General features: G+C 63.1%; 6 protein-coding genes. 5 read left to right on the top strand and 1 reads right to left on the bottom strand.

Annotation, left to right across the window (positions count from 1 at the left end):
* From VGG64_12585 to VGG64_12565, 5 genes are all read left to right on the top strand, one after another.
* Nucleotides 1-2,322, top strand: a 2,322-nt coding sequence (locus tag VGG64_12585; GenBank protein ID HEY1600435.1) for an SDR family oxidoreductase, incomplete at its 5' end; no start/stop codon positions are given.
* A gap of 17 nt (nt 2,323-2,339) precedes the next feature.
* Nucleotides 2,340-2,999, top strand: coding sequence for a 4'-phosphopantetheinyl transferase superfamily protein (locus VGG64_12580; protein ID HEY1600434.1), 660 nt, complete (start codon nt 2,340-2,342; stop codon nt 2,997-2,999).
* A 41-nt stretch (nt 3,000-3,040) separates the two neighbouring features.
* Complete coding sequence (locus tag VGG64_12575; protein ID HEY1600433.1) at nt 3,041-3,811, top strand: SDR family oxidoreductase; 771 nt, start codon at nt 3,041-3,043, stop codon at nt 3,809-3,811.
* 236 nt (nt 3,812-4,047) lie between these two features.
* Entirely contained in the window at nt 4,048-5,595 is a 1,548-nt protein-coding gene (pabB, locus tag VGG64_12570; protein ID HEY1600432.1) for an aminodeoxychorismate synthase component I, read from the top strand.
* Nucleotides 5,596-5,621: 26 nt separating this feature from the next.
* Nucleotides 5,622-6,227, top strand: coding sequence for an aminodeoxychorismate/anthranilate synthase component II (locus VGG64_12565; protein HEY1600431.1), 606 nt, complete (start codon nt 5,622-5,624; stop codon nt 6,225-6,227).
* Nucleotides 6,228-6,255: 28 nt separating this feature from the next.
* Here VGG64_12565 and VGG64_12560 read toward each other — a convergent pair whose 3' ends face one another.
* Nucleotides 6,256-7,149 carry an SUMF1/EgtB/PvdO family nonheme iron enzyme gene (locus tag VGG64_12560; protein ID HEY1600430.1) on the bottom strand — a complete coding sequence of 298 codons (894 nt, stop codon included), beginning with the start codon at nt 7,147-7,149 and terminating at the stop codon, nt 6,256-6,258.
* Nucleotides 7,150-7,343 lie beyond the last annotated feature (194 nt).

Here is a 7,343-nt window from a genome sequence, read left to right as displayed (position 1 = left end):
GAGCGATTGGTGGCCGCGGGCGTCGCCGTGCACATGCTGCCGGTGGACGTTTCGGCCGAAGAAGCCATGGCTGCGATCGACGCGGTCTACGCGGCGCACAAGCCACGCTATTTGTTCTTGATGTCGGGACGCGACGAAGGTAACGCGCCGTTGTTGGATCAAGCTGCGTGGCAACGACGGCGCGCGCAGGGATTAGTCAATCCGTTCCTCACCGCACAGCAGTGGTTCCGTTTGCGGATGAGGGCCAAAGATACGACGCCTATCACGGTCGTGGCCGCGACTTCGCTGGGAGGAGATTTAGGACTCTCCGGTCAGGTGACGACGCCCGACGGCGGCTCGCTGACGGGCTTGATCAAATCGCTGTATATCGAGGACACGCGCAAGCCGAAGCGAGAAGTTCGCGCCAAGGCGATCGACGCCTCGGCGGACGAACCGGCTGCCGCCGTTGTCGAGGCGATTTTCCGCGAGCTGGCCGCGGACGCGCCCGACGTGGAAGTTGCCTGGTCGCGCGGCGTGCGGCGCATCGTGCGCTCGGTGTTGCGTCCCGTAGAGTCGTTACCTCGACACGAAGTGCCCCGCGGCGGCACCTGGGTAGCCACCGGGGGCGCGCGGGGAATCACTGCCGCGGTGGCCTTGGCGCTGGGTCAGCGCTTTGGTGCGAAATTGCACCTGATCGGCCGCAGCGAAGTGCCGCAAGAAGACGCCCCCTGGCGGCATTCGACAGACGATCAACTAGACGAAATGAAGGTGCAGATCGTCCGCCGCGCCATTGCCGAAGGGCGTTCGCCCGATCGCGAGTGGGAGCGCATCAAGTGCGATATCGAGATCTACCGATCGCTGCAAAAATTTGCCGCCGCCGGCGTGCAGGCGACGTACCACTCGTGCGATCTGGCCGACTGGCAGCAACTAGCCAAGGTGCTGGCCGAAATCCGCCGCGTGGACGGACCGATCGACGGGATCGTACACGGCGCCGGATTCGCCGACTCGGGTCGCTTTGGCACGCGCACGCGGGAGAAGCTCGAACGCACCTTCGCCGGCAAGTTGGATGGTGCCGTCGGACTCATGTCGCTGACGCGGCAAGACCCAGTCCGCTACTTCGTCGGTTTCGGTTCGATCAGTGGCCGCTTTGGCGGCAACGGGCTGGCCGATTACGCAGCCGCCAACGACATGCTGGCCAAGCTGATCGATTGGTATCGCTCGACGCGGCCTGACTGTGCCTCGTCTTGCTTGCACTGGCAATCGTGGGATGAGGTCGGCATGGCCATGCTGGGCGACAGCAATGTCGGCACCAAGGGCATCCTGAAGATGGAATTCATCTCGCCGCGCGAGGGGATCGATCATCTCTGTCGCGAGCTCGAGGCCAGTCTCCCCACGGCCGAGGTTTTGATCACCGATGGGTTCTTCGAACGCACGTTCTATCCCTTCACGGTCGCCGCACCGGCGGCGACAGGCAGTATCGATATTGCCCAACTGCCGCTTGTGGATTCGATCCGCCCGCGCGAGGGGCAGCCGGGGAGCGAAGCCGAGATACGCTTCGACCCGACGACGGATCCGTTTCTGCTGGACCACAAATTGCGCGGCAAGCCGTTTCTGGCCGCGGTCGTGGGGCTGGAATCGCAAGCCGAGGCGGCCGCCTTGGCCAGCGGCAAAACGGTGGCCGAAGTGCGCAACGCGCAGATGGTGGACGGGCTGGCGTTTCGCAACGAGCAACCGATCATCGCACACGTGACGGCCGTTCCCCAGGCAGATGGCACCGTCGAATGCGAGTTGATCGCGGACTTCCACAATCGGATCGGCAAGTTGATGCACAAGGACCGGATTTATCAGCGCGCCACAGTGGCGGTGGTGGATAAGTTCGTGCCGTATACGGCCGAGATGCCCGAGCCGCCGACGGAATGGGTTCCGTTTGAATTCACGAATAGCCTGCAGATGTACCACGGACCGACGTTGCAAGGCATGAAAGCTCTGTCGCTAGGCGAAGAGGGGGGCTGGGCGCAGTTAGTGGCACTTCCGCTGCGAGCCTTCGGCGGTGCGCGGGCGGGCCAGGAGTGGATCATTCCCGCCACGGTGTTGGATGCCGCCTTCTACGCTTGTGGCACGCACGCCTTTGTGTTCGGCGGAGATGCCGTGTCGCTGCCGCACTCGCTAGAGTTGGTGCGGCGCGGCCGCATGCCGCGCGATAACGAAAAATGCCTGGTCCAGTTCCGCTGTCGCGCGATGGAAGCGCAGCACGCGATTTATGACTTCACGATTTTTGGCGAGGATCGCGCCGTGATCGTGGCCGTCGAGGGGCATCGCGTCGTGATGTTGCGACAGAATTGAGCGAGCGAGAGTCGTCGATGCAACCAGCAAACATTTATCACCGCTACCTGTCAGGGTCGTCGCTCGACGCCTGGGCCGATCGTCCTGCGGACGATTGGCTGAGCGTGCGCGAACAGGCCGAATTGCGCACGTGGCGCGATGCCGGGCGCCGGCGGGCCTGGCTGCGCGGCCGGGCGCTGGCGAAACAGCTGATCGCCGACCACCTGGCCCCTGGCGCCGCAGGGAACACGATCGAAATCCTGTCTCGCGATACTGACGGGCGCGTGAATCGTCCCCGCGTCAGTTGGAACGGGGTCGAACGTGGCTGGTCGCTGTCGATTTCGCACACGGATCGCGGCGTGCTGGCGGCTATTTGCGAGAGGTCGGACGTTTTGCTCGGTGTGGATGTGGCGGTCAGCCGGCCGCTACCTGCCAGCCTGAGCCAGTTGTGGTTCACCCAGGCCGAGCGCGCGTGGGTGGCCGAGGCCCGCTCGAGCGGCATCGCTTGCTTTATCTGGTCTGCCAAAGAGGCGTTGTACAAAGCCTGCAATCGGGGCGAGAGCTTCGATCCGCGCCAGGTCGAAGTGCTCCCCCACGGGCGAGGAACCTATGGCGGAGCCGCACTGCAGGACCTGCGCCTGCGTTCATGGACGGTCGACGGACACGTGGCGGTAATGGCATCTCTCGGCAATCGATAACATCAAACCATCGTTTTGTTTTATTTCTTGGGTAACAACACATGATCGACCTGCACGGAAAAGTGGCCCTCGTCACCGGTAGCTCGCGCGGCATTGGGCGCGCCACGGCATTGCGCCTGGCCGAAGCGGGGGCGGACATCATCGTTAACTACGTGGTAAATCGCCAGGCGGCGAACGAGCTGGCCGAGCAGATCGCGGAGCTTGGCCGCAACGTGCTGGTGGTCAAGGCCGACGTCAGCGAGCAGGACGACGTCCGTAGCATGATGGACGCGATCAAAGAACGCTTCGGCAAGCTCGACATTCTGGTAAGTAACGCGGCCACAGGCGGATTCCGCCCCTTGATGGCCGCCACCGGACGAAACTTTCAGGCCGCCTATAGCACGAATGTGCTGGCGCTACTGTACCTGGTGCAGTCGGCACTGCCGCTGATGAAGCGTGCCGAGGGCGCAGGGCGCTCGAAGGTTATCGCGCTGTCGAGCCACGGTTCGCACATGGCGCTCCCCTTCTACGGGCTGATCGGCAGCTCGAAGGCGGCGCTCGAGAGCCTGGTCCGCCACTTGACCTTGGAAGTAGGAAATCTGGGCGTCAACGTCAACGTGATCAAGGCCGGGCTGGTCGAGACCGATTCGACCCGCCGCATTCCCGGCGCTGACGTGATCTTTAACGCCCGCAAGGATCGCTCGATGATGGGAGAACGCATGCTCACGGCCGACGACGTGGCCGACACGGTGCTGTTTCTCGCCAGCCCGCTGAGCGACCTGGTGCAAGGCGAAACGCTGACGGTGGATGGCGGTGCGGCTGTGCATCCATAAAGCAGTGCATCCGTAAAGCGCCGCGTCCCAATGGCGGCGTACCCTGAAATCGTCACATCCGCGGGAAGGCGTGCAAGTCGATCCACTGCGGCGGTCTCCGGAAGTGTCCCGCTCGGGCACGGGGAGCGAAAAACGGCCAGCGCAGCCCGTCCCTTTAAGAATCCTGCCGTGTCCCCTAGATTATGGTTGGGGAGACGTTGGCAGCGCTACGAATCGCACGAGAGGCCTCGCGGTCGATGAAATCCGATAGTCCGGCGCTGCTGGGCGACACATCGTGCGCGACCTGTCATTTGCTGGTCGAATTGGATCTGGCGGCGCCCTTCTGGCGCTATCAGCAAATGCACCAGCAGGAGCCGTATGCCTTCCTGCTCGATAGCGCGCTTGGGTCCGCCCGGTTGGGGCGATATTCGTTCCTCGGCGCCGATCCCTTCCTGGTTTACAAGGCCAAGCGCCGCCTGCGTGCGGGAGGCGCGGCCCTGGCGCAGATCGAAGTCACTTACCGGCACGATCCGCAAGGACGCGTGCTTGCCCGGCCGATTGTCGAAACGCGCACGGCCGATCTGTTCGATGATCTGCGCAGCGTGCTCAACGAGCATGCGATCGACCACGGCACGTATCAAGACCATCCGGTGCCGCTGTTGGCGGGCGCCGTCGGCTATTTCGGCTACGAGGCGGGCCACTTCGTCGAGGAATTGCCCGACCAAGGGGCCGACGACCTCGAGCTGCCCGACGTGTACTTCATGTTGCACGACGTGCTGCTGGCGCAGTGCCACGAGTCGGGCAAATCGTTTCTGTCGGTCGTGGGGCGCGGTCCCACCAGCGACGACGCCCGCCGCGCCGCCGAGCTGCGCCGCGACAAGATGCTCGCCCGGATCGCGGCGTTCGATACGGCCGGATGCGAAGACGATGTCGCCGTAAATGGTCGGCAACGTGCGGCCGAGGTCACCGTGCATTCTCAATTCGACGCCGAGGCCTATTGCCGGCTGGTCGAGACGTGCCGGCAACACATCTTCGCGGGCGATGCGTTCGAAATCTGCCTCACGCATCGGCTCGATGCAGGGCTGACCGCCGATCCTTGGCAGCTCTATCAAGAATTGCGGCGGATCAATCCGGCGCCGTTTGCGTCGTACCTGCGATTTCCCGAGGCGCAGGTGCTGTCGTCGTCGCCCGAGCGCTACGTGAGCATGGGCCCAGACCGTGTGGCAGAGAGCCGCCCGATCAAAGGAACGCGCCGCCGCGGTCTTAGTGCTGCCGAGGATGCGGCGGCGCGGCGCGAGCTGACCACGTCACTCAAGGATCGGGCCGAGAACATGATGATTGTCGACCTGGTGCGCAACGACCTGGGCCGAGTTTGCAAATTCGGCTCGGTGCATGTGCCCGAGCTGATGGTGGTCGAGCCGTATGCCACGGTGTTTCAACTGGTTTCGACCGTGCGTGGCGAACTGGCCGACGACCGGGATGCGCTGGATCTGATTCGCGCATCGTTTCCCGGGGGCTCGATGACGGGGGCGCCCAAGATCGAGGCCATGAAAATCATCGACCAGCTGGAACCGGTCAAGCGGGGCATTTATTCCGGCGCGATCGGCTATCTGGATTTCTGCGGTACGATCGACCTGTCGATCGCCATTCGCACGTTTGTCGTGACTGACGGGCGCTGTTACTTCAGCGTGGGAGGCGCGGTCGTGGCCGACTCGGACCCGCGCGCCGAGTATCAAGAGACTCTCGACAAGGCCCGCGCCTTGATCACGGCGCTAGAAAACCTGCCTACGCCCAACGGAAGCTAAGCGTGCAGCAGCACGCGCAACGTCGCATGAAGACCGTCATCCTCGACAACTACGATTCGTTCACGTTCAACCTCTTTCAATATGTGGGAGAGCTCGACGAGCGGCCGATCGTGTTTCGCAATGACAAGGTCTCGCTGGCCGAGCTTGCGCGCCAAAGTCCGGATCGCATTATTATTTCACCAGGGCCGGGCCGGCCCGACGACGCGCGCTATTTCGGCATCTGCCGCGAGGTGATCTTGCACTTGGGGCGCACTATCCCCATGCTGGGCGTGTGCCTGGGGCACCAGGGAATCATTCACGCCTTCGGCGGGCGAGTGATGCGCGCCGATCACGTGATGCACGGCAAGACCAGCGAAGTCTTGCACAACGGCGACCCGCTCTTCGCGGGCATCCCGCGCACGTTTCAGGCCATGCGTTATCACTCGCTGGTGGGCGATCCGGCAACGATGCCCGAATGCCTGGAGGTCACGGCCAAGACCGAGGACCAGGTGATCATGGCCGTCCGCCATCGCGAGTTTCCGATCTATGGGATCCAATTTCATCCCGAGTCAATCGGCACGCCCGTCGGCAAACAGTTGCTGCGCAACTTTCTCGACGGCTTCGCTGTGGCGGGCAAGCAGCAGGCCGGCTAATGCGCCCGGCGATTCGCGAAGATGCGCATCAGGGACAATCGTTCGGTTTGGCTGGCGAGCTGTCTTGCTTTTCGGGCTGGGGCGCAACCAGGACGACGCGAAAGCCCAAAATGTCGGACCGGTTGGCGGGGTCGCTACGTCGATTGGCCGAGCGGCAGGTTTCGTCGACGCTGGCCCAGCAGCCGCCGCGATCGGCGTGATAGTCGCCGTCGGCCGGACCCTGTGGATCTTCGCGCGGGGACTGCGTGTAATAGTTCTTATCGTACCAGTCCGAGCACCATTCCCACACGTTGCCGTGCATGTCGTACAGGCCGAATCGATTGGGGCGGTACGATCCTACCGCCGTAGGGCGCTGCGCGTCAGCCGTTCGCATCGCGCTGATCCGGGCCTCGTTCTGGGGCAAGGAATCTCCGGCATGATAATCCGATGCGGTTCCTGCGCGGCAGGCGTATTCCCACTCTGCCTCGGTGGGCAGGCGATAGGTGCGGCCTTCGGTTGCGCTAAGCTTCTGACAAAAGCGGACCGCGTCGTCCCACGTGACATTATCGACGGGAAAGCGCAGCGTGTTCATCCCTTCGACATTCGCACTGCTCTTACCTGTCGCTGAGAAGTAGCTGGGATTCTTCCCCATCACTTTGCGATATTCAACCTGCGTCACTTCGTACACGCCCATATAAAATGGTCGCGTGATGCGCACTCGATGCTGTTGTTCGTCGTCTTCCGCGGCTCCTGCGGTCCCCATCAAGAACTCGCCGGCTGGAATCAGCTTCAGGTCCATGCCGATCGAATTCGTGATCCTCTCGCCCAAAACAACGTCGGCCGCCGCTGGCTCTTGCTCATAAGCGGTAGCGTGCGCTGCGCACGCCATCCATGCGCCGCAGGCAGACATTGTGGCCACCAGCCAAACGCGCATCAGGGTCATTCGTCGTGGCTCCCGCGGATTGTTGCGCACGTACTCGATGAAGAAGTTCTTTGGCTGCCCGCCCACGGACGATCTTGCGTTCGCCGGCCTCACGATGACGGAAGCGCGGCGCGAACACGACATAAAATCACGCTGGCTTGTAAGCCTGGCGCGAGTGGGGTGTCGCGTTAGCAGCGCGGTAGTGAACTGCCCGT

It is taken from the genome of Pirellulales bacterium, from assembly GCA_036490175.1.
In the GTDB taxonomy this organism is placed as follows: Bacteria; Planctomycetota; Planctomycetia; order Pirellulales; family JACPPG01; genus JACPPG01.
Note: the sequence above shows the minus strand (reverse complement) of the source record. Positions and strands in the feature narration are given on the sequence as shown.

What these genes read in the sequence shown, in the direction of transcription:
- VGG64_12580 (HEY1600434.1), top strand. Translation starts at nt 2,340, where the DNA reads ATGCAACCAGCAAACATTTATCACCGCTACCTGTCAGGGTCGTCGCTC.
- VGG64_12575 (HEY1600433.1), top strand. Translation starts at nt 3,041, where the DNA reads ATGATCGACCTGCACGGAAAAGTGGCCCTCGTCACCGGTAGCTCGCGC.
- pabB (HEY1600432.1), top strand. Translation starts at nt 4,048, where the DNA reads ATGAAATCCGATAGTCCGGCGCTGCTGGGCGACACATCGTGCGCGACC.
- VGG64_12565 (HEY1600431.1), top strand. Translation starts at nt 5,622, where the DNA reads ATGAAGACCGTCATCCTCGACAACTACGATTCGTTCACGTTCAACCTC.
- VGG64_12560 (HEY1600430.1), bottom strand. Translation starts at nt 7,149, where the DNA reads ATGACCCTGATGCGCGTTTGGCTGGTGGCCACAATGTCTGCCTGCGGC.